The sequence below is a fragment of the Pseudomonas putida genome (assembly GCF_002741075.1).
GTDB lineage: Bacteria > Pseudomonadota > Gammaproteobacteria > Pseudomonadales > Pseudomonadaceae > Aquipseudomonas > Aquipseudomonas putida_T.
Window position 1 is genome coordinate 859753 of record NZ_CP016634.1, and the last position, 22844, is coordinate 882596.

Sequence of the window (22844 nt, forward strand, 5' to 3'; positions counted from 1 at the left end):
CGACTTAAGTCCGGTGGCGAGCGCAGGGGACCGGTCCATACTCGAGATTCGCCCTTCAATAACAACAAGTACCGGGTTGCACATCGACATGACCTACCAGCACAGCTACGCCCGCTCCGTTGCCGATCCCGCCACCTTCTGGGCCGAACAGGCCGAACACTTGGCCTGGCACCGCAAGCCTTCACTGACTCTGCAGGAGAATCCTGACGGCACCCATCGTTGGTTCGCCGATGGCCGGCTGAACAGCTGCCACCTGGCCCTTGACCACCAGATCGAGCAGGGCCGTGGCGACCAACTGGCGCTGATCTACGACTCGCCGGTGACCGGCGTGCAGCAGACCTTCACCTACCATCAGTTGCGTGACGAGGTGGCCCGTCTGGCGGGGCTGCTGCGGCAACTGGGCGTGGGCAAGGGTGATGGGGTGATCATCTACATGCCCATGGTGCCCCAGGCCGCGATGGCCATGCTCGCCTGTGCGCGTATCGGTGCCGTGCACTCGGTGGTGTTCGGTGGCTTTGCCGCCAACGAGCTGGCCCTGCGCATCGACGATGCCCGGCCGACGCTTTTGCTCACCGCCTCCTGCGGCCTGGAGTTCGACCGGGTGATCGAATACAAACCATTGGTCGACCGCGCCCTGCAACTGGCCAGGCACCAGCCGCGTCATGTGCTGGTGCTGCAGCGCCCGCAAGTCCTCGCCAGCTTGCAAGCGGGCCGTGATCTGGACTGGCAGCAGGCGCTGGCCGGGGTCGACACGGTACCACCTGTGGCGCTGGAGGCGGGTGATCCGCTGTACATCATGTATACCTCTGGCACCACCGGAAAACCCAAGGGCATCGTGCGCGAGAACGGCGGCAACGCGGTCGCCCTGTGCTATGCCATGCGGCACATCTACGGCATGCAGGCCGGGGATGTGTGGTGGGGCATCTCCGACGTAGGCTGGGTGGTCGGGCACTCGCTGATCGTCTATGGGCCGTTGATGAACGGCTGCACCACGGTGTTCTACGAGGGCAAGCCCATTCGTACCCCGGACGCCGCGGCCTACTGGCGGGTAGTGGAGCAGTACCAGGTCAACGGCCTGTTCTGCGCCCCCACCGCCATGCGGGCAATCCGTAAGGAAGACCCCGAAGGCGAGCTGATCCGTCGCCACGACCTGAGTTCGCTGCGCCAGCTGTTCCTGGCCGGTGAAAAGCTGGATTCGAGCACGCACCAATGGCTGGAGCGGGTCAGCGGCAAACCGGTGCATGATCACTGGTGGCAGACCGAGACCGGCTGGCCGGTCACCGCGCCTTGCGTGGGCCTGGAGGGCAGTGCGGCGCGACCGGGCTCGAGCAATCGCGCGGTGCCGGGGTACAACGTGCAGGTGCTCGACGATGAGGGCCGGCCCTTGGGGCCGAACGCACAAGGCGCGATCGTCATCGCCTTGCCCTTGCCGCCCGGTTGCAGCCAGACCCTGTGGGGCGACCACGAACGTTACCTGCAGGCTTACCTGCACCCGCACCCGGGCTACTACCACACCGGCGATGGCGGCTATTTGGATGAAGACGGTTTCGTCTACATCATGGGGCGCACCGACGATGTGATTAACGTTTCTGGCCACCGTCTGTCCACGGGGGAGATAGAAGACCTGGTTGCCCGCCATCCTGCGGTGGCCGAATGCGCGGTGATCGGTGTCCATGACGAGATCAAGGGCCAGGTGCCACTGGCGCTAGTGGTGCTCAAGGACGGCGAGGGGCTTGGCGAGCAGCAGTTGCAGTCGGAGCTGGTGGCCAGCGTGCGCGAGCACATCGGCGCCTTGGCGTGCTTCAACCGCGTGCGTCTGGTCAAGCGGCTACCCAAGACGCGGTCGGGCAAGATCCTGCGCGCGGTGCTGCGCAAGATCGCTGACGGGCAGGACTATGTGCCGCCTTCGAACCTGGACGATCCGGCGGTGCTCATTGAAATTGAAGAGGTGTTGGCGGATCTGCCGAGGGCTTGTTGATGCCGCGTCAGGTCTGATCCGGGGGCCGCTATGCGGCCCTTTCGCGGCGCAAGGCCGCTCCTACAGGCGATGGGTTGCATAGCAGCCCTGTCGGGCACAAGGGTCAGGTCGGCCCGACCTGATGCAACTGCCCCAGCCGACTGCGGGTGCGCATCAGGTCGGCAAGCGATCCGCCCAGGCTCTGGGCCAGCGGCCGCTTGCCAATCACCGTCACTGTCTTGTCCTGGTCGTACAGCACGTCCACCAGGTTGACGAAGCGTTGCTGCGCCGCCAGCGAGCATTCGGACAGGTCATCCAGCCCATCGATGATCCACTGGTCGAAACGCTCGGCCAGTGCAAGATAGTCAATCACCGCCGTGGCTTGTTCGCACAGGTCCGCGAAGGCGAACATCACCTGTCTTCCTTGGCTGGCCAGCGCGGGTAGGCTGCGTTTGTTCACTTCCAGACAGATCGGCTGCGCGGCCGGTAGAGCCAGGGCCTGGCGCTGGTCGGCATCCCCTGGCCACAGGTAATGCCCTTGGGTGAAGCACTGGTGCTCGCGGTTGGCCGGCAGGCTGCGAAAATCCGTGTCGCCGCCCACTTCCAGCACTTGCATGCGGCTGTGGATCAGGCGTATCACCGGTAGGAAGCGCTCGTGATACAGCGGGTTGGGCAGCAGCCCCTCGGGGGCGTAGTTGGAGGTCACCAGCAAGAACACACCACGGTCGAACAGGGCGTTGAACAGGCGGGTGAGGAGCATGGCATCGCCGATGTCGTGCACGTGGAACTCGTCGAAACACAGTATCTGGCACTGTTCGAGCAATTCATTCAGCGTTGTGCCCAGGGCATCGTCCAGCGCTCGGTTGCGGTGCATCCCCTGGTGCAGGCGGGCGAAGAAGTCATGAAAGTGCAGGCGGCGCTTGGCCTCGATCGGCACAGCCTCGAAGAACCCGTCGAGCAGCCAGCTCTTGCCGCGTCCGACCGAGCCATGCAGGTAGAGGCTGCGTGCCTGGCCCTGTTCCAGCAGGGCCAGTTGGTCGGCCATGGCCTGTATTACACGGTGCTGCCCCTCGCTCAGCTGGTAGCCGCGGCTGTCGGCTTTGTCCTGGAAAAGCGCCGGCAGCGCATGGTCAGTGGGCGCCACGGTGCGCTGGCGCTTTCGCAATTGACGTAACGGCGCGGGAATCCAGGCGGACACGTACGGGCTCCTCGGTACAAAGTCAGGGCAGGGCAGCTTGCAGCAGGCAAGCGTTTGGAGCAATCGAGAATATGCCCGGCGATGATCGCGAAATGCGATCGGTCTGTGGCCTGGCAGCGCGTCAGAATTGCAATAAATAAACAGAACTTATTTGTGAAATACGATAAATCGATTTTTCTTATTTAGTGCGAATTGCTTCCATGCACCTCATGCATCACTCCTTCACAAAAACAAAACCGCCGGAGAAGATCATGACCAAAGCCGAAGCCCTCCCTCTTGCCCAGCCTGCCTTGGGTGAGCCCTACCTGCTGACCCCTGGCCCGCTCACCACCTCCAAGGCCACCAAGGAGGCCATGCTGCGTGACTGGGGCTCATGGGATGGCGATTTCAACCGGGTCACGGCCGAGGTTCGCCAGCAGTTGCTGAGCATGGCCGGCGTGGAGGATGACAGTTTTGCCTGCGTCCCGCTGCAAGGCAGCGGCAGCTACTCGGTGGAGGCCGCCCTGGCCACGGCCATCCCCAAGGACGGCAAGGCCCTGGTACTGATGAATGGCGCTTACGGCCAGCGGGCCAGCAAGACCCTCGAATACCTCAATCGTGCCTACATCACCCTGGACAAAGGCGACTACCTGCCGCCCGAGCCTGATGAAGTCGATGCGCTGCTCAAGGCCAACCCGGACATCACCAACGTCTTTATCGTCCACTGCGAAACCAGTTCCGGCATCCTCAACCCGCTGCGCGCCATTGCCGATGTGGTCAAGGCCCACGGCAAGAGCCTGATCGTCGATGCCATGAGCTCCTTCGGCGCTGTGCCCCTGACCGTTCAGGACATCGCCTTCGACGTGCTGGTCTCCTCGGCCAACAAATGCATCGAAGGCATCCCGGGCTTTGGATTCGTGATCATCCGCCGCAGTGTGCTGGAGGCCGCCAAGGGCCGCGCTAACTCCCTGAGCCTGGATCTGTTCGAACAGTGGGCCTACATGGAGCGCACCGGGCAATGGCGCTTCACCCCGCCGACCCACAGCGTGGTGGCGTTCCACAAGGCCTTGGAGCAGCACCGTGCCGAAGGCGGTGTGGCGGGCCGGCAGGCGCGCTACACCCGCAATCGCGACGTGCTGGTGGCCGGCATGCGCGAGCTGGGGTTCAAGACCTTGCTGGAAGACTGCTGGCTGTCGCCGATCATCACCACGTTCTTCAGCCCCGAACATCCAAACTTCGACTTCAAGCGCTTCTACGACGAGCTCAAGGCCCGTCAGTTCATCATCTACCCAGGCAAGCTGACCGTGGCCGAAAGCTTCCGCATCGGCTGCATCGGCCAGATCGACGAACACATCGTTCACCAACTGCTGCGTGCCATCGCCGACACCCTCCTGGCGATGGACGTGGACATGCAACGCCCAGCCGCCTGAGTCGGCCCTGTCGAGGCGGCAGGCCTTGCCGACTCGACGTTCCCCCTTACCGTTGAGCCGGATTCCGCGCGCGGAGTCCGGGTGCCTACTAGCGATTTCTGGAGCCATCACGATGCACTACGAACAGCCTTCCTCGCTGCAAGCCGCAATTCTCGACTGGGCCGGTACCGTCGTCGATTTCGGCTCGTTCGCGCCCACCCAGATCTTCGTCGAAGCGTTCGCCGAGTTCGGCGTGAGCGTTTCCCTGGAAGAGGCCCGCGGCCCGATGGGCATGGGCAAGTGGGACCACATCCGCACCCTGTGCGATGTGCCCGAGATTGCCGAGCGCTACCGCAAAGTCTTCGGCCGCACCCCGACCGACGACGATGTCACCGCCATCTACGAGCGCTTCATGCCCTTGCAGATCGAGAAGATCGCCGTGCACTCGGCGTTGATCCCCGGGGCTCTGGAGGCTATCGCTGCGGTGCGCGACAAGGGGCTCAAGGTCGGCTCCTGCTCCGGCTACCCGAAAGTGGTGATGGACAAGGTGGTGGAGCTTGCCAAGCACAACGGCTATGTCGCCGACCACGTGGTGGCCACCGACGAGACCCCCAACGGCCGTCCATGGCCGGCCCAGGCACTGGCCAACGTGATCGCCTTGGGCATCGATGACGTCGCAGCCTGCGTCAAGGTCGACGACACCTGGCCGGGCATCCTAGAAGGCCGTCGCGCCGGGATGTGGACCGTGGCCCTGACCTGCTCGGGCAACGCTCTGGGCTTGCCTTACCAGGCTTACAAGTCGTTGCCAGCGGACAAATTGGCCGAGGAACGCGCGCGCATCGTCAAGATGTTCGAGCCGTCCCGTCCGCATTACCTGATCGACACCATCGCGGACCTGCCGGCGGTGATCGATGACATCAACCAGCGTCTGGCCCGGGGTGAAACACCGCAAGCCTGTTGAGCGGTACCCAACGACACGACACTCGCAACCCCTAAAAGCTAGAGCCAGGAGACACACCATGCGTTACGCACATCCGGGTACCGAAGGCGCGAAAATTTCCTTCAAGAGCCGCTACGGCAACTACATCGGCGGTGAGTTCGTTCCTCCGGTCAAGGGTGAATACTTCACCAACACCTCCCCGGTGAACGGCCAGCCGATCGCCGAGTTCCCACGTTCCACCGCCGAAGACATCGACAAAGCCCTGGATGCCGCCCACGCCGCCGCCGATGCCTGGGGCCGCACCTCGGTGCAAGACCGCTCCAATGTGCTGCTCAAGATCGCCGACCGCATCGAGCAGAACCTGGAGATCCTGGCCATCACCGAAACCTGGGACAACGGCAAGCCGATCCGCGAAACCCTCAACGCCGACATCCCGCTGGCAGTCGATCACTTCCGCTACTTCGCCGGCTGCATCCGCGCCCAGGAAGGCGGCGCCGCCGAGATCAACGAAAACACCGTGGCCTACCACATCCACGAGCCGCTGGGCGTGGTCGGGCAGATCATCCCGTGGAACTTCCCGCTGCTGATGGCCGCCTGGAAGCTGGCCCCAGCGCTGGCCGCCGGCAACTGCGTGGTGCTCAAGCCCGCCGAGCAGACCCCACTGGGCATCGCCGTGCTGATGGAACTGATCGGCGACCTGCTGCCCAAGGGCGTGCTCAACGTCGTGCAAGGCTTCGGCCGCGAGGCCGGTGAAGCCCTGGCCACCAGCAAGCGCATCGCCAAGATCGCCTTCACCGGCTCCACCCCGGTGGGCTCGCACATCATGAAATGCGCCGCCGAGAACATCATCCCGTCTACCGTGGAGCTGGGCGGCAAGTCGCCGAACGTCTACTTCGAAGACATCATGCAGGCGGAGCCGGCGTTCATCGACAAGGCCGCCGAAGGCATGGTGCTGGCGTTCTTCAACCAGGGCGAGGTGTGCACCTGCCCATCGCGCGCCCTGGTGCAGGAGTCGATCTACCCGCAGTTCATGGAAGTGGTGATGAAGAAGGTCCTGCAGATCAAGCGCGGCGACCCGCTCGACACCGACACCATGGTCGGCGCCCAGGCGTCCGAGCAGCAGTTCGAGAAGATCCTCTCGTACCTGGACATCGCCCAGAAGGAAGGCGCCGAGCTGCTGACCGGCGGCAAGGTGGAGAAACTCGAAGGCAGCCTGGCCACCGGCTATTACATCCAGCCGACCCTGCTCAAGGGCAACAACCAGATGCGCGTGTTCCAGGAAGAAATCTTCGGCCCGGTGGTCAGCGTGACCACCTTCAAGGACGAAGCCGAAGCCCTGGCGATCGCCAACGACACCGAGTTCGGCCTGGGCGCCGGTGTGTGGACCCGCGACATCAACCGCGCCTACCGCATGGGTCGCGGCATCAAGGCCGGTCGCGTCTGGACCAACTGCTACCACCTGTACCCGGCCCACGCCGCGTTCGGTGGCTACAAGAAGTCCGGCGTCGGCCGTGAAACCCACAAGATGATGCTCGACCACTACCAGCAGACCAAGAACCTGCTGGTGAGCTACGACATCAATCCGCTGGGCTTCTTCTAAGCGGGTCATTTGAGGCTGCGCTGCAACCCTTTCGCGCGTAAACCCGCGAAAGGGTGCGTCACCGTCCCATAGCGTATCCTTTGGAGCTTTGATGAAAATCCGTTACAAGGTCAGCCTTGCCGCTGCCTGTGTGTTGTTGGTCACCACCAGCCTGTTGTCCTTGGCCCAGGTCAGCCAGGTGCGCACGGTGTTGCGCACGCAAACTGGAGAAAGCATCCTCGAGTCGAGCACGGCCGTTGCCCGACAGATCGAGAATTGGCTCAACGGCAAGCTGCACCTGATGGACCTGACGGTCCAGACCATCGACAGCCAAGCCAGTGCACAGAACATCCAGCGCATCACCGACGCACCGTTGCTGAAGCAGGAGTTCGCACTGGTGTTCGGTGCCCTGCAGGTCGATGGCAAGCCCATCGGCAACCTGAATGCCTGGAAGCCCAAACCGGGCTACGACGGTCGCACACGGCCGTGGTACGCGACTGGGGAGGGGAGTACTCAGGCGGTGCTGACCGAGCCCTATCAGGATTCTTCCACCGGAAAGGTACTGATTTCGGCGGTCAGCAGAATCACCGATGCCGGGCGTTTTGCTGGGGTGCTGGGCGGCGACATTCACTTGGACACCGTCACCGAGGCCATCAATACCCTGGACTTCAGCGGCGCGGGCTACGCCTTCCTGTTGAACCGGAACGGCAACATCATTTCCCACCCCGATGCCCAGTTCAACGGCAAGCCATACAGCGCGCTGTTCGGCGGTGCCCAGCCGGCCCTGGAAAGCCAGCTTCAGACGATCGAGGTGGAGGGCAAGTCCCTGCTGGTATCGTTCATTCCGCTGTCCAATCTCAAGGGTATGCAGTGGTACATCGGCGTGGTGCTGGATGAAGGCATCGTCATGGCCGCCAGTCACCAGCTGAGCTGGCGAGCGGCCGCCGGCACCGCCCTGGGGGTGCTCCTGAGCTTGCTGGTGCTGGGGTTGTTGGTGCGACACCTGCTGTTGCCGCTGGATCGGCTCAAGGCTTCGTTGGCCGACATGAACCGTGGCAACGGTGACTTGACGCGTCAGTTACCGGTGTCCGGCCATGATGAAGTGGCTTTGGTATCGGTGGAGTTCAATCAGTTCCTGGGCAACCTCAAGGCGCTGATTGGCGATGTGCAGCAGACGTCCCTGCAGGTGCGTCAGAGCACCACGGCCACCTCTTATGAGGCGAACCAGGCAGCCAGCCGTGTGCAACTGCAATTGCAGGAGCTCGATCAGCTGGCCGCCGCCATGAACGAAATGGCTTCCACCGCCGAGGACGTGGCGCGTAATGCCCAGGCTGCCGCTCAGGCTGCGGTGGCCGCACATGATCAGACTGAAAACGGGGTGGCATTGGTGTTGCGCTCGACCGGTGCCATCAACGGCTTGGCCGAAGAAATGAACACCACCGGCCAGGCCATCAACGAGCTGTCTACCCTCAGCCATAGCATCGAGTCGATTCTCTCGGTGATCACCAGTATTGCCGACCAGACCAACCTGCTCGCGCTCAATGCGGCGATCGAGGCCGCGCGTGCCGGAGAGTCCGGGCGCGGATTCGCGGTGGTGGCCGACGAGGTGCGCTCGCTGGCCTCGCGCACCCAGCAGTCGACCCAGGAGATCCGCCTGATGATCGACCAGTTGCAGGCCGGGGTACGTCAGGCCCAGACGCGCATGCAGCAAAGCCGTGATGCCGCCAGCAAGACCGCCGAGGACGCCAACGCGGCCAATGAAACCCTCGGCCGCATCCGCGAGGCGATCTACCGCATCAACGACATGAACCTGCAGATCGCCGCAGCAGCCGAGCAGCAGAGCGCCACCAGCGAAGAGATCAACCGCAACACCACCAATATTCGTGACATCGGCCTGGAAGTGTCCGGCGGTGCGCAGCAGCAGGTCAGCCAATGCTCGGTGATGGTCGAGCATGTGGGCCAACAGGACCGCCTGCTCAGCCGCTTCCAGATCTGACCGGTGCGATCAGTCGATGTACCTGACAACCACTCTTACACCGAGGTAAACCTGATGAGTGCGGCTCCCCTGTATCCCGTTCGTCCCGAGGTTGCGGCCACTACCCTGACCGACGAGGCCACCTACAAGGCCATGTACCAGCAGTCGGTGATCAACCCGGACGGCTTCTGGCGCGAGCAGGCCCAGCGCCTGGACTGGATCAAGCCCTTCACCAAGGTCAAGCAGACCTCCTTCGACGATCACCATGTCGACATCAAGTGGTTCGCTGACGGCACTCTGAACGTTTCCTACAACTGCCTCGACCGCCATCTGGCCGAGCGTGGCGATCAGGTCGCCATCATCTGGGAAGGCGACGACCCGGCCGACAGCCGCAACATCACTTACCGCGAGCTGCACGAGCAAGTCTGCAAGTTCGCCAACGCCCTGCGTGGCCAGGACGTGCATCGCGGCGACGTGGTGACCATCTACATGCCGATGATCCCTGAAGCCGTGGTGGCCATGCTGGCCTGTGCGCGCATCGGTGCGATCCACTCGGTGGTGTTCGGTGGCTTCTCGCCCGAGGCGCTGGCCGGGCGCATCATCGACTGCCGCTCGAAGATCGTCATCACCGCCGACGAAGGCGTGCGCGGTGGCCGCCGTACCCCGCTCAAGGCCAATGTCGACCTGGCCCTGACCAACCCTGAAACCAGCAGCGTGCAGAAGATCATCGTGTGCAAGCGCACCGGTGGCGACATCGCCTGGCACCAGCACCGCGACATCTGGTACGAAGACCTGATGAAGGTCGCCTCCAGCCACTGCGCGCCGAAGGAGATGGGGGCCGAGGAGCCGCTGTTCATCCTTTATACCTCCGGCTCCACCGGCAAGCCCAAGGGTGTGCTGCACACCACTGGCGGCTACCTGGTGTACGCCGCGCTGACCCACGAGCGGGTGTTCGACTACCGCCCGGATGAGGTCTACTGGTGCACCGCCGACGTGGGCTGGGTCACCGGCCACAGCTACATCGTCTACGGGCCGCTGGCCAACGGCGCGACCACGCTGCTGTTCGAAGGCGTGCCGAACTACCCGGACATCACCCGCGTGTCGAAGATCATCGACAAGCACCAGGTCAACATCCTCTACACCGCACCGACCGCCATCCGCGCCATGATGGCCGAAGGGCAGGCCGCAGTGGCCGGTGCCGATGGCTCGAGCCTGCGCCTGCTGGGCTCGGTGGGCGAGCCGATCAACCCCGAGGCCTGGAACTGGTACTACCAGGCCGTGGGCAAGGAGCGTTGCCCGATCGTCGACACCTGGTGGCAGACCGAAACCGGCGGCATCCTGATCAGCCCGCTGCCGGGTGCCACGGGCCTGAAGCCTGGCTCGGCGACCCGTCCGTTCTTCGGCGTGGTGCCGGCGCTGGTGGACAACCTGGGCAACCTGATCGAAGGCGCGGCTGAGGGCAACCTGGTGATCCTCGACTCCTGGCCGGGCCAGTCGCGTTCGCTGTACGGCGACCACGACCGTTTCGTCGACACCTACTTCAAGACCTTCCGTGGCATGTACTTCACCGGCGACGGCGCGCGCCGCGACGAGGATGGCTACTACTGGATCACCGGCCGGGTCGATGACGTGCTCAACGTCTCCGGCCACCGCATGGGCACCGCCGAGATCGAAAGCGCCATGGTGGCGCACGCCAAGGTCGCCGAGGCGGCGGTGGTGGGCGTGCCGCACGACATCAAGGGGCAGGGCATCTATGTGTACGTGACCCTCAATGCGGGCGAGCAGCCGAGCGAGGCGCTGCGCCTGGAGCTGAAGAACTGGGTGCGCAAGGAGATCGGTCCGATCGCCTCGCCGGATGTGATCCAGTGGGCGCCGGGGCTGCCCAAGACTCGCTCGGGCAAGATCATGCGACGCATCCTGCGCAAGATCGCCACGGGTGAATACGATGCGTTGGGGGATATCTCGACACTAGCCGATCCTGGGGTGGTGCAGCATCTGATCGACACCCACAAGGCGATGGCGTTGGCGTCGGCTTGAGCTCGGGTGGGGCCGCTTGGCGGCCCTGTTCGCGGCGCGAGGCCGCACCTATAGATCCTGGAGCGGGCTTGCTCCGCGAAAGGGCTGCACAGCAGTCTCAGGGGCTTCAAGCCTTACGCTCGAGCTGCCGCTCGATCATGTACTTCACCGCCAGGCGCCGCTCCTTGAGGCGGCGCAGATCATCATCATCGGCAATGCCGGCCGAGATCGACTCGGCGGCCAACACCTGGTTGTCGATGTCCATGTATTCATCCAGCAACCGATCCAGCGCCTTGTCCTCTTGGCGCCTCTGCTGAACGATTTCGCGGGGGTAGTGCAGGTCTTGGTAAAGGTCATGGGAAACTGGCATGGCGCCCTCCTTGTAATGCGCAGGTTTTGCTTACCTGTTTGGAAGGGGCGAACACGTTGTTGTTAAAGCGAGGCGCAAAAAAAACGACGGATGGCCAGGGTAGATTGCGATGGTGAACCAGGTCTGGGAACTAACTTGCTGTTTTAAGGCAATTTTTTTCACTCTAGGGGTTCCCAGGTACAGAGAGTGTTGGTATAGTGCCGGCCATTCCAGCACAGCGGCTCAGTGTCGTTGTCAGCGAATCTTCAAAACGAGAGTGCTTCAGCACTCGTCGTATCTGATACAGGGGCGTCGCCAAGCGGTAAGGCAGCAGGTTTTGATCCTGCCATGCGTTGGTTCGAATCCAGCCGCCCCTGCCATTTTCAAAATTCCCTCTCGATTTCCTCTGTGCGCAGCGCACTTTCCCTTTCTAGTTTTCCGTTTTCAAACCGTTCGGTTTTGTGGCGCCAATCCGGCTGCCATCGCGGAACAAGGCACAGCACTGGCTCCCTGTAGGAGCGGGCTTGTCCCGCGATAGCCTCAGGCGAGGCTTTAGCGCAAATCCTTGGCCATCTTCGACAAGGTTTCCAGCACTGCGCCGGCCAACGCTTTGGAGCGCTCGCCCGACCAGCCGGTGATGGCGTTGGGCGCGTCGTCGTGGTCCTTGAACGGCATCTCCAGCGTCAGCGACAGGCAGTCATAAGCCTGGCCCACGGCATTGCAGGCCAGAGTCATGTTGGCCTGGCCTGGCTCGTCGCGGGTATAGCCATGCACGGTCTGGAAGTCCGGCGTGATGCTGCAAAGCGTCGTGCGGAACTGCTCTTCCAGTTTCGCCAGGCGGGGCGAGTAACCCGGATTGCCTTCGCAGGCGGCGGTGAAGACGTGGGGGATTTCCTCATCGCCATGCACATCGATGAACGCATCCACCCCGTGCTGCTTCATCTGGCTCTGGGCGAAGAACACCTCGGGGCTGAGCTCGACGTTGGCGTCTTGCCAGGCGCGGTTGAGGTCCTTGCCCTTGAAGTTGGTGCGCAGGTGGCCGAGGAAGGCGCCATCAGGGTTCATGTTGGGTATCAGGTACAGGTCGGCAGCGGCCAGCAGTGTCTGGACGGTGCTGTCGTTGGCTTGCAGTCGGTCGATCACGCCCTCCATGAACCATTCCGCCATGTGCTCGCCCGGATGCTGCTGGGCGATCAGCCAAAGCTTGCGTTTGCCCGGTGCGCCGTCGCCTGCGCGCAGCAGTGGGATGTCGCGGCCTTGCACGCTACGGCCACAGGCCAGCAGCTCGACATTCTGCAGTTGCTTGGCGCGTTCGATCAGTTGGTTGTGGCGGGCTCGCGGGTAGGGTTCGAAATAGGCGAACCAGGCTTGGGGGGCTTGGGCTTGAAGTTCGAACACAAGGGCTTGCCCGTCGAACTGGCTGGGGATGCGAAACCAGTGCTGCTGATCGTAGGATGCCACGGCTTGATAGCCGTGCCAGGCCTTGTTGTAGGAGGACTGGCTGGCGTTGTCCAGGCTGAAACGGTGGGTCTGGCCTGGCGTGAGGCCGCTGGCCTTGAAGTGGAACCACTGGAAATGGCCACTGTTGGTATCGGGGCGGATCGCCAGCCGTACCCGGCTCGGGTCGCGGGTGTCCAGTACCTGAATATTGCCGGAATCGAAATCGCAGTCGATCTGCAGCGGGGACAGCGTCACGGTCATTGCCAGACTCCTGTAGCTTTGTTGTGGCGTTACTGTACACCGCTTGGCTCGAATGCTGGGTGACTAAATCCTTGTAGGAAATGGCTGAGTTGTTAGCGGCGAGGGCGGCTGCTCTGGATTGTGCTGGTCAGGTCCAGTTGGTCGAGACAACTGAGCAGAAAGACCTGTTGCACGCGTCGGGGCAAGCGCTTCAGGGCGTCTGCGCAGGGGGCTTGCAGGACAGTGTCATGTTCAAGGGGCAGTAGCAGACGGGCCATGAGCAGCTCCTTGCTCAAGCTGGGAGGTGGGGGCATCTTCCTTGATGCGCCGATAGATTAGTCTTAACGATATTGATTCTCAAGTGCTGATTTCGCAAAACGCTGTAACACCCGTTCACGAATTGATACACCTTTGCTATCATCGTGGCCATCAAGCGGTACCGATCTTCATTAGCCTGAAGAGCCAAAAAAAAGACCCGGCAAAAAGCCGGGTCAAAAACCGTGATTAGCCTGATGAGGAGATAATCTGAGAGTCCGACCTAAGGGCTGCCAGGTTATCCAGCGGGTCTCGCGACCAGCTGAGTGCAATAATAATCGTTATCATTTGTCGGTCAAATGAATTTTCTTCTACCTGGTAAAAAAATATTACCGGGCCATGCCTCAATTGCCGGAAAACGGGCTATTCACCGTTCGTCGGCTATCACATCTCCTTCATTTTTCGGTCTTTCCTGACGCCTGCTCATGCTCCAGCAGCGCCCTGGCCATGTTCATCATGTGCATCAAGGCGAACATCACTTCCCGAGTCATGCCTTGGGGCTGGTGATTGGCGGTTTCGTGGGCGGTGGCCGACGCGCAGCGCAACAGAGCCAGGGCATGGTCACGGGCCTGTGCGGCGCTTACGCCTTCGTGCAGTGTCCAGATCTTGGTGTCCAGATTGGGCCGGGGCGGGGTGGGATTGAGGTAGTAGTCCAGGGCGCGGCGGGCTGCTTCGCTGTCGAGATCTGTTTCGTCGTTTTTCGATGGTTTCATCCTGATACCTGTTGAGATTCACTTGGGAGTGGTGAATACGGAGCATAGGTCAGCATGTATTATTTATCTCATTGAAGATAATTCGGGATGTGTATTGATGCGGCAGGTGCAGTCCGTATTGTTCTCCGCCATGGAAAACTGGAACGAATTTCTCGCGCGCTACAAGCGTGAACACAAGCTCAACCAGCTAAAGCTCGCTGAACGTCTGGGGATGACCCAAGGCGGTGTAGGTCATTGGTTGCGCGGTACCCGAAAACCCACGCTGGCGACGATCAACGAAAAGCTGGAAAAGCTCGGGCTGGTGTACCTACAGGCCCAGGTCATGGTGGTGGAGCGCAACCTGTTGCGTGAAACGCCTGGGATCTACGCGCCAGGACGGCCGATATCGGGCGAAGCGTTGCGCTATGCCAGTTTTCGACTTCCGGTGCTGGCCTGGAGCGATCTACAGGGCACATTGCCTGAAACCGCCGATGTGCATGAACAGAGCGATTACATGCCCGCCGGTAACGCATTCTGGCTACCGGTTGAAAACGACTCGATGAATGCCGCAAGCGGTACGAGTGTGCCTCAGGGGATGCTCATCCTGGTGGATACCGGTCTGGAGGTGACGCCTGGCAAACTGGTGATCGCCCGCCAACCGGGCAAGGCCGCCGTGTTGAGGCAACTGATCGAGGAAGGGGGAGAGCGAATGCTCAGGCCGCTCAACACCCGATATCCCACTGTCCTGTGCGAAGAGGGCTGCGAGTTTCTCGGTGTCGTGGTCCGGGTGCACGGCAAGTTTTGATTTGCAGGGGCCGCTATGCCCCATTGCGGGCTGGTGCCGCAGTGGAGGCATAGCGGCCCCTTTGTGCTTAATCAGCCAACTCCACGAGCGCCGCCCCTTCGCTGACCATGTCTCCCTCCTGGCAGAACAGCGCCTTGACCGTGCCGTCATGGGGCGCGCGGATGCTGTGTTCCATCTTCATCGCTTCGAGCACCACCAGCGCGGTGCCAGCCTCCACGGCCTGGCCCGGTTCCACCAGCACACGCACGATACTGCCGTTCATGGGCGCGCTCAGGCCGCCTTGGTGGCTGTGGCTGGCTTCGGCCTCGGCAATCGGGTCGAAGGCGCTGACCGCGTGCATTTCACCATTCCATTGCAGATACAAGGTATCACCCCGGCGAATGGCCAGATGGCGGCGACGCAGGCCATCGCGCTCATGGCACAGGTGCTCGCCATGCAGTTGCCAGGTGGAGGGTGCGCTGTATTCCAGGGCCACCGCCTGGTCCTGCCCGCCACTGACCAGGTGCAGGCTGCTGCGCGCTGGCAGGCCCAGGCGCAAGCCATCATGCCGTGCCCAGGGCGAGCAGGGATCGTCCTGGCGCTGTAGCGTTGGACTGCCCTGCAGCCAGGCCTCGGCGGCGGCTTGCCAGAAGTCCGCTGGCAAGGCGGCGGGTGCTGGCAACAGTTCGGCCTGGTGGCGTGGAATGAAGCCTGTGTCCAGTTCGGCCGCGGCGAATGCAGGGTGCGCCAGGATGCGGCGCAGGAAAGCGATGTTTGTCTTCAGCCCGCCAATGGCGAACTCATCGAGCATGGCCAGAAGGCGTAGGCGGGCCTGTTCGCGGTCCTGGCCCCAGGCGATCAGCTTGCCCAGCATGGGGTCGTAGAACGGTGAGACGACATCCCCTTCGCTGACACCGCTATCCACCCGGCGGCCTTCGCCTGGGGCCGATTCGCGGTACAGCGCCAGGGTGCCGGTGGCCGGCAGGAACTCATTGGCCGGATCTTCGGCGTACAGCCGCACTTCGATGGCATGACCGATCAGCGGCACCTGCGCCTGGGTGATCGGCAGTGGCTCGCCACAGGCCACGCGGATCTGCCAGGCCACCAGGTCCAGCCCAGTGATGGCTTCGGTGACCGGGTGCTCCACTTGCAGGCGGGTGTTCATCTCCATGAAGAAGAACTCGCCGCGGGCATCGAGCAGGAACTCCACGGTACCGGCGCCGACATAGCCGATGGCCTGAGCGGCGCGCACCGCCGCCTCACCCATGGCCTGGCGCAGTTCAGCAGACAGGCCTGGCGCAGGGGCTTCTTCGACCACCTTCTGGTGACGGCGCTGGATGGAGCAGTCACGCTCGTTGAGGTACAGGCAGTTACCGTACTGGTCGGCGAACACCTGGATTTCCACGTGGCGTGGCTTGAGCACGTATTTTTCCACCAGCATGCGCGCATCGCCGAAGGACGATTGCGCCTCCCGCTGCGCAGAGGCCAGGGCGTCGGCCAACTGGCTTTCTTCCTCGACCACTTTCATGCCCTTGCCGCCGCCGCCGGCACTGGCCTTGAGCAGCACGGGGTAGCCGATACGCTCGGCGGCGGCACGGAAGGTTTCCAGGTCCTGGGCATCGCCGTGATAACCCGGCACCAGGGGGACGCCGGCGCTTTCCATCAGCGCTTTGGCCGCCGACTTGCTGCCCATGGCGTCGATGGCGCTGGCCGGGGGGCCGAGGAAGATCAGCCCGGCATGTTCGATGGCGCGGGCAAACCCTGCATTCTCCGAAAGAAAACCATAGCCTGGGTGGATGGCCTGGGCGCCGCTGGCCTTGGCGGCGGCGATGAGCTTGTCGATCACCAGGTAGCTTTCGGCAGCCTTGGTGCCGCCCAGGTCGATGCGGATGTCTGCCTCGCGGCTGTGGCGGGCATCACGATCGGTGGCGCTGTGCACGGCGACCGTGGTCAGGCCCATGGCCTTGGCGGTGCGCATGACCCGGCAGGCGATCTCGCCGCGGTTGGCGACCAGCAGGGTGGTCAGGGTGGGGCGGCTCATGGGCGCGGTTCCTTCTCGTTGGCTTGCCAGGCGGGGCGGCGTTTTTCCAGGAAGGCGCGCAGGCCCTCCTGACCTTCGGGGCTGACGCGGATGCGGGCGATGGTGTTCTCGCAGTAGCGGCGCAGGGCCGGGCTCAGTTCGCCATCGTCGACTTCGCGCAGCAGGTCCTTGGTGGCACGCAGGGCCTGGGGGCTGTTGAGCAACAGGTTGTCGACCCAGGCCTCGACCTGAGCATCCAGCTCACTGGCCGGGTAGACCTCGGCCAGCAAACCAAGCTCGCGGGCGCGCACGCCGCTGAAGCGCTCGGCGGTCAGTGCATAGCGGCGGGCGGCGCGTTCGCCGATGGCCTTGACCACGAACGGGCTGATCACCGCTGGGGCAAGGCCGATGCGCACTTCCGAAAGGCACAGTTGCGCGTCCTCGGCGCCGATGGCCATGTCACAGCAACTGATCAGGCCCAGGGCGCCACCGAAGGCCGCGCCTTGCACCACGGCCAGGGTGGGTGCCTTGAGCCGGTGCAGGGCATACATCAGCTCGCCCAGCTCATGGGCGTCGTCCAGATTGGTGTTGAAGTCCAGCTGTGCCGATTGTTGCATCCAGGCCAGGTCCGCACCTGCGCTGAAGTGCCGGCCCCGGCCGCGCAGCAGTATGAAGCGCAGGTTGGCGTCCTCGGCGAGCTGGTCCAGGGCGACGATCAGTTCGCGGATCATCTGCGCGTTGAAGGCGTTGTTCTTGTCTTCGCGGCTCAGCCACAGGGTGGCGAAGCCGCGAGCGTCCTTGATGACTTCCAGGGTGCTGAAATCGCTCATGGGTCACATCCGGAAAATGCCGAAGCGGGTCTGTTCGATCGGGGCGTTCAGCGCAGCGGACAACGCCAGCCCGAGTACGTCGCGGGTCTGCGCCGGGTCGATGACGCCGTCGTCCCACAGCCGTGCGCTGGAGTAGTAGGGGTGGCCCTGGCGCTCGTACTGGTCGAGGATCGGTTGTTTGAGCTTGGCTTCTTCTTCGGCGCTGAAGGCCGTGCCGGCGCGTTCGCTCTGCTCGCGCTTGACCTGGGCCAGCACCCCGGCAGCCTGTTCGGCGCCCATCACGCCAATGCGTGCGTTGGGCCACATCCACAAGAAGCGCGGGTCATAGGCGCGCCCGCACATGCCGTAGTTGCCGGCACCGAAGCTACCGCCGATGATCACGGTGAACTTCGGCACTTGGGCGCAGGCCACCGCAGTCACCAGTTTGGCGCCGTGCTTGGCGATGCCGCCTTCTTCATACTTTTTGCCGACCATGAAGCCTGTGATGTTCTGCAGGAACAGCAACGGGATGCCGCGTTGGCAGGCCAGTTCGATGAAGTGCGCGCCTTTTTGCGCGGCCTCGGCGAACAGGATGCCGTTGTTGGCCAGGATCGCCACCGGGTAGCCATGCAGGTGGGCGAAGCCGCACACCAGGGTGGTGCCGAACAGGGCCTTGAATTCATCGAACACCGAGCCGTCGACCAGGCGTGCGATGACTTCGCGCACGTCGAACGGTTGCTTGGCATCGGCCGGAACCACACCGTACAACTCCTGGGCCTCATACAGCGGGGCGATGGGCGCCTGGCGCTGCAGCTGGCCGAGTTTGCGCCAATTGAGGTTGGCCACGCTGCGACGGGCCAGTGCCAGGGCGTGTTCATCGTTGTCGGCGTAGTGGTCGGCGACGCCGCTGATGCGGCAGTGCACGTCGGCACCGCCCAGGTCCTCGGCACTGACCACCTCACCGGTGGCGGCTTTCACCAAAGGCGGGCCGGCGAGGAAGATGGTCGCCTGCTGGCGCACCATGATCGCTTCGTCGGCCATGGCGGGCACATAGGCACCGCCGGCGGTGCACGAACCCATGACCACGGCGATCTGCGGGATGCCCAGCGCGCTCATGTTGGCCTGGTTGAAGAAGATTCGCCCGAAGTGCTCGCGATCAGGGAAGACCTCGTCCTGGCGGGGTAGGTTGGCGCCGCCGGAGTCCACCAGGTAGATGCACGGCAGGCGGTTCTGCAGGGCGATGGCCTGGGCGCGCAGGTGTTTTTTCACCGTCAGCGGGTAGTAGGAGCCGCCTTTGACCGTGGCGTCGTTGGCCACGATCATGCACTCGACGCCTTCGATACGGCCGATGCCGGCGATCACGCCCGCGGCGGGTACGTCCTCGCCATAGACCTCATGGGCAGCCAGTTGGCCGATCTCGAGGAAGGGCGAGCCCGGGTCGAGCAGGCGATCGATGCGCTCGCGTGGCAGCAGTTTGCCTCGCGATGTATGCCGCTCCTGGGCCTTGGGCCCACCGCCCTGACTGACCTGGGCGAGCAGGGTACGCAGGGCCTGGACCTGTTCGAGCATGGCCGCGCTGTTGGCGGAGAACTCCGTCGAGCGCGGGTTGATCTGGGTATGCAGGATAGCCATGGACGCCGGTTCCTCGTGCTCAGCGGGTTTCGTTGAACAGTTCGCGACCGATCAGCATCCGGCGGATTTCGCTGGTGCCGGCGCCGATTTCGTACAGCTTGGCATCGCGCAGCAAGCGACCTGCCGGGAATTCGTTGATATAGCCATTGCCGCCGAGGATCTGGATCGCTTCCAAGGCCATTTGCGTGGCACGCTCGGCGGTGTAGAGGATCACCCCCGCAGCGTCCTTGCGGGTGGTCTCGCCACGGTCGCAGGCCTGGGCCACGGCATAGAGGTAGGCGCGGCTGGCGTTGAGCTGGGTGTACATGTCGGCGATCTTGCCTTGGATCAGCTGGAACTCGCCGATGCTCTGGCCGAACTGCTTGCGGTCATGGATGTAGGGCACCACCAGGTCCATGCAGGCCTGCATGATGCCGGTCGGGCCGCCGGAGAGGACCACGCGCTCGTAGTCCAGGCCGCTCATCAGTACCCGCACGCCGCCGTTGAGCTGGCCGAGGATGTTTTCCTGCGGGACTTCCACACCATCGAAGAACAGCTCGCAGGTGTTGGAGCCGCGCATGCCCAGCTTGTCGAACTTGTTGCTGCGCGAGAAGCCTTTCCAGTCGCGCTCGACGATGAACGCGGTGATGCCGTGAGGGCCCTTGTCCAGGTCAGTCTTGGCGTAGATCACATAGGTGTTGGCATCTGGGCCGTTGGTGATCCAGGTCTTGCTGCCGTTGAGCACGTAATGATCGCCGCGCTTCTCGGCGCGCAGTTTCATCGACACCACGTCGGAGCCGGCGTTGGGCTCGCTCATGGCCAGGGCGCCGATGTGCTCGCCGCTGATCAGCTTGGGCAGGTACTTGAGTTTCTGCTCATGGGTGCCGTTGCGGTTGATCTGATTGACGCACAGGTTGGAGTGGGCGCCATAGGACAGGGCTACCGAGGCCGAACCGCGGCTGATTTCTTCCATCGAAACCACGTGGGCCAGGTATCCCAGGCCGGCGCCGCCGTACTCCTCCGGCACGGTGATGCCCAGCAGGCCCATGTCGCCGAACTTGCGCCACATGTCGGCAGGGAACAGGTTGTCGTGGTCGATCTGAGCGGCGCGGGGGGCCAGTTCGGCGGCAACGAAGGTGCGCACCTGGTCGCGGAGCATGTCGATGGTTTCGCCCAGGGCGAAGTTCAGGGTGGGGTAATGCATGCGGGGGCACCTTCTTGTTCTTGAAGTTGGGTTACACCGTAGCTCAAGGGCTTTGCGCCAGTGCTGTGGAGCGATGTTTACCCGCTCGCACAGGATTGGTGGTACGCCGTCCAGCCCGATATCGTTTTTCACCTTTACGTTAACGTAAACCTGCCGCTCGGCACTGTCAATCGACCTGTGACCTTTACGTTAACGTAAATCTGCGCCAGAGTAGCGTCGCTTGCTTCAGTCATGCCCAGAACAACCACAAGAAGGGACATTCATGAGTCAACCAAGCTACACCCGCGGTCGTCAGGACCGCCCGTTGTTGACCCTGACCATCGGCCAGGCCTTCGATGCCACCGCGGCCCGCCACCCCGACGGCGAAGCCTTGGTCGTTCGCCACCAAGGGCAGCGCTACAGCTGGCGGCAACTGGCCGAGGCCGTCGATGGCCATGCCCGGGCGCTGATGGCGCTGGGTGTGCAGGTGGGCGATCGGGTCGGGATCTGGGCACCCAACTGTGCCCAGTGGTGCATCCTGCAATTGGCCAGCGCCAAGGTCGGTGCGATCCTGGTCAACATCAACCCGGCCTACCGGGTCGGTGAGCTGGAGTACGTGCTGCGCCAGTCCGGGTGCAGCTGGCTGGTGTGTGCCGATGCCTTCAAGACCTCCGACTACCACGCCATGCTGCTGGACTTGGCCCCTGAACTGCGCACCAGCACGCCCGGTCAGCTGACCTGCGAGCGGCTGCCTGCGCTGCGCGGGGTGATCAGCCTTGCCGCCAACCCGCCGGCTGGCTTCCTGCCGTGGGCTCGCCTGAGCGAGCGGGCAGGGCAGACCGACCTTGCCGCCTACGCGGCCCGTCAGCGCAGCCTGCAGTTCGACCAGCCGGTGAACATCCAGTACACCTCCGGCACCACCGGCGCGCCCAAGGGGGCCACGCTCAGCCACTACAACATCCTCAACAATGGCTACATGGTCGGTGCAAGCCTGGGCCTGACGGCACAGGACCGCATGGTGATCCCCGTGCCGCTGTACCACTGCTTCGGCATGGTCATGGCCAACCTGGGCTGCATCACCCATGGCTGCACCATGATCTACCCCAACGATGCCTTCGACCCGGGCCTGACCCTGCAGGCCGTGGCCGAGGAGCGCGCGAGCATTCTCTATGGCGTGCCGACCATGTTCATCGCCATGCTCGATCACCCCGGTCGTGCCGATCTGGACCTTTCCAGTCTGCGCAGCGGCATCATGGCCGGGGCCACCTGCCCGATCGAAGTGATGCGCCGGGTGATCGAGCAGATGCACATGGCCCAGGTGCAGATCGCCTACGGCATGACCGAGACCAGCCCCGTGTCACTGCAGACCGGCCCAGACGACGAGCTGGAGCTGCGCGTGACCACGGTCGGACGCACCCAGCCACAGCTGGAAAGCAAGCTGGTGGACGAGCACGGCAACATCGTCCCACGTGGCGAAATCGGCGAGCTGTGCACACGCGGCTACAGCGTGATGCTCGGCTACTGGAACAACGCGCAAGCGACCCAGGACGCCATCGATCCTGCCGGCTGGATGCATTCGGGCGACGTGGCGGTGATGGACGAGCAGGGTTACGTGCGCATCGTTGGACGCAACAAGGACATGATCATCCGCGGGGGCGAGAACATCTACCCGCGCGAGCTGGAGGAGTTCTTCTATACCCACCCGGCGGTGGCCGATGCCCAGGTGATCGGCATTCCCTGCAGTCGCTACGGCGAAGAAGTGGTGGCCTGGATCAAGCTGCACCCCGGGCACAGCGTAACGGCCGAGGAGCTACAGGGCTGGTGCAAGGCGCGTATCGCTCATTTCAAGGTGCCGCGCCATTACCGCTTCGTCGAGGAGTTCCCGATGACGGTGACCGGGAAGGTGCAGAAGTTCCGCATGCGCGAGATCAGCATCGCCGAGATCAATCTGTAACCGATTTTCGGTATCCCTCATTCCTTGGGCGCAACGGTCTTGCCCCGTGGCGATTGCTTCGCGGGTAAACCCGCTCCCACAAGGACCGCGTGAGTCTTGAGAACGACGCAATCCCGGTGGGAGCCGGCGCAGGCTTCGGTGTCATTCAGAGCACCGCCGCCGCGCCGCTCCCGCTGTCCATACCGTGCTTGTCACATGACCTTGTCTATCCTTTGCCTTTCACCGGTGGCTCCTCGCTCGGCGGATCCCCCACGGTCGGCGGCACGGTCGGTTTGATCGGCAGCTCGTCCGGCTCCTCCTCCGGCAAAGGCGGTGGCAGGGTCGGGTCGTCGATGTTCGGGTCGGGCGTCTCCGGTGGAATGGGAATGTTCATGGCCAGGCCTCCCATGGGAAT

At 63.3% G+C, this 22844-nt stretch carries 16 protein-coding genes, 1 tRNA gene and 3 pseudogenes; 10 read left to right on the forward strand and 10 right to left on the reverse strand.

What is annotated here, in order from left to right:
- Positions 1–88: 88 nt before the first annotated feature.
- Positions 89–1978 (forward strand): propionyl-CoA synthetase, encoded by a 1890-nt coding sequence (locus tag IEC33019_RS04385; RefSeq protein WP_099594133.1) that lies wholly within the window; start codon positions 89–91, stop codon positions 1976–1978.
- A gap of 103 nt (positions 1979–2081) precedes the next feature.
- On the opposite strand, the gene zapE is transcribed toward IEC33019_RS04385, so the two are convergent.
- Positions 2082–3155: a cell division protein ZapE gene (gene zapE, locus IEC33019_RS04390; RefSeq protein ID WP_070093954.1), complete on the reverse strand. Its 1074-nt coding sequence runs from the start codon at positions 3153–3155 to the stop codon at positions 2082–2084.
- A 251-nt stretch (positions 3156–3406) separates the two neighbouring features.
- On the opposite strand from zapE, the gene IEC33019_RS04395 reads away from it, so the two are divergent.
- The 6 genes and pseudogenes from IEC33019_RS04395 to acs all read left to right on the forward strand — a co-directional run bounded on the left by IEC33019_RS04395 (position 3407) and on the right by acs (position 11074).
- Positions 3407–4564: a 2-aminoethylphosphonate--pyruvate transaminase gene (locus tag IEC33019_RS04395; protein WP_070093953.1), complete on the forward strand. Its 1158-nt coding sequence runs from the start codon at positions 3407–3409 to the stop codon at positions 4562–4564.
- Between the two features lie 112 nt (positions 4565–4676).
- Entirely contained in the window at positions 4677–5504 is an 828-nt protein-coding gene (phnX, locus tag IEC33019_RS04400) for a phosphonoacetaldehyde hydrolase (protein WP_070093952.1), read from the forward strand.
- Between the two features lie 58 nt (positions 5505–5562).
- Entirely contained in the window at positions 5563–7083 is a 1521-nt protein-coding gene (gene exaC, locus IEC33019_RS04405) for an acetaldehyde dehydrogenase ExaC (RefSeq protein WP_070094726.1), read from the forward strand.
- A 91-nt stretch (positions 7084–7174) separates the two neighbouring features.
- Positions 7175–8200, forward strand: a pseudogene (locus IEC33019_RS28120) (HAMP domain-containing protein); the annotation flags it as partial.
- 339 nt (positions 8201–8539) lie between these two features.
- Positions 8540–9058 (forward strand): annotated as a pseudogene (locus tag IEC33019_RS28125) (methyl-accepting chemotaxis protein); the annotation flags it as partial.
- Between the two features lie 54 nt (positions 9059–9112).
- A complete protein-coding gene (gene acs / locus IEC33019_RS04415) occupies positions 9113–11074 on the forward strand; it encodes an acetate--CoA ligase (protein ID WP_099593099.1) in 1962 nt (653 codons plus the stop codon).
- 106 nt (positions 11075–11180) lie between these two features.
- Here acs and IEC33019_RS04420 read toward each other — a convergent pair whose 3' ends face one another.
- Complete coding sequence (locus tag IEC33019_RS04420) at positions 11181–11423, reverse strand: DUF465 domain-containing protein (protein WP_070092715.1); 243 nt, start codon at positions 11421–11423, stop codon at positions 11181–11183.
- Between the two features lie 284 nt (positions 11424–11707).
- Here IEC33019_RS04420 and IEC33019_RS04425 point away from each other — a divergent pair.
- Positions 11708–11782: transfer RNA gene (locus IEC33019_RS04425), tRNA-Gln, on the forward strand.
- A gap of 172 nt (positions 11783–11954) precedes the next feature.
- Here the strand turns inward: IEC33019_RS04425 and IEC33019_RS04430 are convergent.
- From IEC33019_RS04430 to IEC33019_RS04440, 3 genes and pseudogenes are all read right to left on the reverse strand, one after another.
- Complete coding sequence (locus IEC33019_RS04430) at positions 11955–13103, reverse strand: M14 family metallopeptidase (protein WP_070092714.1); 1149 nt, start codon at positions 13101–13103, stop codon at positions 11955–11957.
- 122 nt (positions 13104–13225) lie between these two features.
- Positions 13226–13360, reverse strand: a pseudogene (locus IEC33019_RS04435) (RNA polymerase subunit sigma-70); the annotation flags it as partial.
- Between the two features lie 432 nt (positions 13361–13792).
- Positions 13793–14110, reverse strand: coding sequence for a hypothetical protein (locus tag IEC33019_RS04440; RefSeq protein ID WP_070092713.1), 318 nt, complete (start codon positions 14108–14110; stop codon positions 13793–13795).
- A 130-nt stretch (positions 14111–14240) separates the two neighbouring features.
- Here IEC33019_RS04440 and IEC33019_RS04445 point away from each other — a divergent pair, with 130 nt between their 5' ends.
- Entirely contained in the window at positions 14241–14894 is a 654-nt protein-coding gene (locus IEC33019_RS04445; protein ID WP_070092718.1) for a LexA family protein, read from the forward strand.
- Positions 14895–14961: 67 nt separating this feature from the next.
- Here IEC33019_RS04445 and IEC33019_RS04450 read toward each other — a convergent pair whose 3' ends face one another.
- The 4 genes from IEC33019_RS04450 to IEC33019_RS04465 are packed head-to-tail and all read right to left on the reverse strand — an operon-like array spanning position 14962 to position 20517.
- Complete coding sequence (locus IEC33019_RS04450) at positions 14962–16914, reverse strand: acetyl/propionyl/methylcrotonyl-CoA carboxylase subunit alpha (RefSeq protein ID WP_099593102.1); 1953 nt, start codon at positions 16912–16914, stop codon at positions 14962–14964.
- A complete protein-coding gene (locus IEC33019_RS04455) occupies positions 16911–17723 on the reverse strand; it encodes a gamma-carboxygeranoyl-CoA hydratase (RefSeq protein ID WP_070092711.1) in 813 nt (270 codons plus the stop codon). Before IEC33019_RS04455 ends, IEC33019_RS04450 begins: the two co-directional genes overlap by 4 nt.
- 3 nt (positions 17724–17726) lie before the next feature.
- Positions 17727–19334 (reverse strand): carboxyl transferase domain-containing protein, encoded by a 1608-nt coding sequence (locus IEC33019_RS04460; protein ID WP_070092710.1) that lies wholly within the window; start codon positions 19332–19334, stop codon positions 17727–17729.
- A gap of 19 nt (positions 19335–19353) precedes the next feature.
- Positions 19354–20517, reverse strand: coding sequence for an isovaleryl-CoA dehydrogenase (locus IEC33019_RS04465; RefSeq protein ID WP_070092709.1), 1164 nt, complete (start codon positions 20515–20517; stop codon positions 19354–19356).
- Between the two features lie 262 nt (positions 20518–20779).
- Between IEC33019_RS04465 and IEC33019_RS04470 the strand changes: the two genes are divergently transcribed.
- Positions 20780–22450, forward strand: a complete 1671-nt coding sequence (locus IEC33019_RS04470) for an AMP-binding protein (protein WP_099593104.1) — start codon at positions 20780–20782, stop codon at positions 22448–22450.
- 205 nt (positions 22451–22655) lie between these two features.
- Here the strand turns inward: IEC33019_RS04470 and IEC33019_RS27475 are convergent, their stop codons facing one another.
- A complete protein-coding gene (locus IEC33019_RS27475; protein WP_170831781.1) occupies positions 22656–22823 on the reverse strand; it encodes a hypothetical protein in 168 nt (55 codons plus the stop codon).
- Positions 22824–22844 lie beyond the last annotated feature (21 nt).

What these genes read in the sequence shown, in the direction of transcription:
- IEC33019_RS04385 (WP_099594133.1), top strand. Translation starts at nt 89, where the DNA reads ATGACCTACCAGCACAGCTACGCCCGCTCCGTTGCCGATCCCGCCACC.
- IEC33019_RS04395 (WP_070093953.1), top strand. Translation starts at nt 3,407, where the DNA reads ATGACCAAAGCCGAAGCCCTCCCTCTTGCCCAGCCTGCCTTGGGTGAG.
- phnX (WP_070093952.1), top strand. Translation starts at nt 4,677, where the DNA reads ATGCACTACGAACAGCCTTCCTCGCTGCAAGCCGCAATTCTCGACTGG.
- exaC (WP_070094726.1), top strand. Translation starts at nt 5,563, where the DNA reads ATGCGTTACGCACATCCGGGTACCGAAGGCGCGAAAATTTCCTTCAAG.
- acs (WP_099593099.1), top strand. Translation starts at nt 9,113, where the DNA reads ATGAGTGCGGCTCCCCTGTATCCCGTTCGTCCCGAGGTTGCGGCCACT.
- IEC33019_RS04420 (WP_070092715.1), bottom strand. Translation starts at nt 11,423, where the DNA reads ATGCCAGTTTCCCATGACCTTTACCAAGACCTGCACTACCCCCGCGAA.
- IEC33019_RS04430 (WP_070092714.1), bottom strand. Translation starts at nt 13,103, where the DNA reads ATGACCGTGACGCTGTCCCCGCTGCAGATCGACTGCGATTTCGATTCC.
- IEC33019_RS04440 (WP_070092713.1), bottom strand. Translation starts at nt 14,110, where the DNA reads ATGAAACCATCGAAAAACGACGAAACAGATCTCGACAGCGAAGCAGCC.
- IEC33019_RS04445 (WP_070092718.1), top strand. Translation starts at nt 14,241, where the DNA reads ATGGAAAACTGGAACGAATTTCTCGCGCGCTACAAGCGTGAACACAAG.
- IEC33019_RS04450 (WP_099593102.1), bottom strand. Translation starts at nt 16,914, where the DNA reads ATGAGCCGCCCCACCCTGACCACCCTGCTGGTCGCCAACCGCGGCGAG.
- IEC33019_RS04455 (WP_070092711.1), bottom strand. Translation starts at nt 17,723, where the DNA reads ATGAGCGATTTCAGCACCCTGGAAGTCATCAAGGACGCTCGCGGCTTC.
- IEC33019_RS04460 (WP_070092710.1), bottom strand. Translation starts at nt 19,334, where the DNA reads ATGGCTATCCTGCATACCCAGATCAACCCGCGCTCGACGGAGTTCTCC.
- IEC33019_RS04465 (WP_070092709.1), bottom strand. Translation starts at nt 20,517, where the DNA reads ATGCATTACCCCACCCTGAACTTCGCCCTGGGCGAAACCATCGACATG.
- IEC33019_RS04470 (WP_099593104.1), top strand. Translation starts at nt 20,780, where the DNA reads ATGAGTCAACCAAGCTACACCCGCGGTCGTCAGGACCGCCCGTTGTTG.
- IEC33019_RS27475 (WP_170831781.1), bottom strand. Translation starts at nt 22,823, where the DNA reads ATGAACATTCCCATTCCACCGGAGACGCCCGACCCGAACATCGACGAC.